We start from the raw sequence: 2043 nt of genomic DNA on the forward strand, positions 1-2043 counted from the left end.
GCGGCGGCAGCGGCGGGAGCGGCGGCACGGCCGAGGGCGACGCCGGGCTGCCGGACTGGGAGAGCCTGGCCCGCGCCGCCCGCGATCTGCCCGCCCTGGACCTGGACGGCGGCGCACCCGCCGGCGAGGAACGCACCCGGCTCACCGCCGAGCTGCGCGAATGGGCCCTGGACCGGGTCCAGTCGGCCACCGCACCCCCTCCTCCCCCGCCCGGGGACCCGGCCGGGCCGAGAGGGCTGGCCGGGCCCCCCTTCGGCATCGCCCCGGGCGAGCCGCCCACCGCCGAGGGCCTGCGCGCGCTGCTGTCCGGGTCGTTCCTGCGGCTGGCCCGGCAGACCGACACCACCCCGGAGGAGCAGGAGCACCTGGTGGACTGCGCCAACGCCGTCCACCCCCGCTCGTGGTTCTTCCGCCGTCGGACAAGGAGCACGTCCCGATGACCGACAGCAGCACCCACGGCCACGGCGCGGTCCCGCGGATCACGCTGGACGTGGAACTGGCCACCGACCAGTACGCGGCCGGCGGCGACCAGGAGGTGAACATCTTCCTGCACGTCCGCGCCCAGGGCCTGGGCGCGACCGCGCCGGACCGGGCCGCCGGCCACTCCGAGGTCGTGATCATCGACTGCTCCGGTTCCATGGGCCACCCCACCCTGCGCAAGATCGCCGCGGCCCGCCGGGCGGCCGAGGCCGCCATCGCCATGCTGCCGGAGGGCACCCACTTCGCCCTGATCGAGGGCAGCCACGAGGCCCGGCTGGCCTACCCGTGGGACGCCGGCGCCTCCCCCGCCACCGTGGCCATCACCCCGCAGTCCCGCGCCCAGGGCATCCGCACCGCCCGCGCCCTGGACGCGCACGGCGGCACCCGCATCTCCGGCTGGCTGGAGCTGGCCCGGCGGCTGCTCACCACCCGCCCGGAGACCACCTTCCGGCACGCCCTGCTGCTCACCGACGGCCGCGACGAGCACGGCGCCGCCGAGGAGCTGCGCCGGGTGCTCGACGCCTGCGAGGGCGAGTTCACCTGCGACGCGCTGGGCATCGGCGAGGACTGGGACGCCCACCAGCTTCTGGACATCGTGGGCCGGCTGCACGGCCGGGCGGCGGCCGTCGACATGGCCGGGCCGGACAGCCTCCAGGAGCAGCTCACCGGCATGTTCCGGGCCCTGGTCACCGCCTCCACCGCGCGCACCCTGCCGCAGCTCGCGGTCCGGGCCCGGCCCGAGCCGTATCTGACGCTCACTCTCTTCCGGCAGCTCACCCCCACCGTGCTGGACCTGACCCCGGAGGGGGAGCGGGTGTCGGACGACGGCCGGACGGTCCGCTTCCGCACCGGGGCCTGGGGCGAGGAGTCCCGCTGGTACGAGCTGCGGCTGCGGGCCGATCCCGGCCATCCCGGCTACCGGGAGGCCCGGGCGGCGGCCGGCCCCGTCCCGGTCGCCGCCCTCGGGATCGAGGCCGCCGCCCCGGCGGACGGGATGCCCGCGCCGGTGCCGCCGCCGGACGCGGTGCCGCGGGTGCGGTGGACCGACGACGAGCCGCCGCTGAGCCGCCCCGGCGGCGCGGCCTGGCACCTCACGCGGTACGACGAGATGAACCAGGCCACCCGGCGGGGTGCCGATGCCCTGCTCCAGCAGCGGCTGGAGGAGGCAGAGCGGGAACTGTCCGCGGCGGTGCGGCTCGCCCACGAGCTGGGTGACGCGGCGCGGCTGCGCAGGCTGGGCCGGCTGGTGCGGGTGCTGGACCCGGCCGCCGGCCGGGTCGCGGTCCACCAGGCGCTGGACCTGGCCCAGATCCAGCAGGCCATCCTGGCCAGCAGTTACACCGAGCCTCCTGCGTCCGGGCCGGCGGCGGGGGAGCCGCCCGGCAGCGAGGACGACGAACGGCCGGTGGTCTGCCCCGGCTGCGGGGAGCGGGTGCCGCCCGGCCGCTACTGCATCGGCTGCCGGCACGAGCTGGCAGGAGCACCCCGGTGAGCGGCACGGTGAGCGGCACGGTCAGCCCCGGCCCGGGCCGCGGCGGCGGCAGCGCGTCGGGCGGCAGCGCG

The 2043-nt window shown here is 77.9% G+C and carries 1 protein-coding gene and 1 pseudogene; both read left to right on the forward strand.

What is annotated here, in order from left to right:
* A pseudogene (locus GQS09_RS28040) lies at positions 1–440 on the forward strand (hypothetical protein); the annotation flags it as partial.
* A complete protein-coding gene (locus GQS09_RS28045) occupies positions 437–1972 on the forward strand; it encodes a vWA domain-containing protein (RefSeq protein WP_165990321.1) in 1536 nt (511 codons plus the stop codon). The pseudogene GQS09_RS28040 and the gene GQS09_RS28045, both read left to right, overlap by 4 nt.
* Positions 1973–2043 lie beyond the last annotated feature (71 nt).

It is taken from the genome of Streptomyces sp. YIM 98790 (assembly GCF_011421595.1).
Lineage (GTDB): Bacteria > Actinomycetota > Actinomycetes > Streptomycetales > Streptomycetaceae > Streptomyces.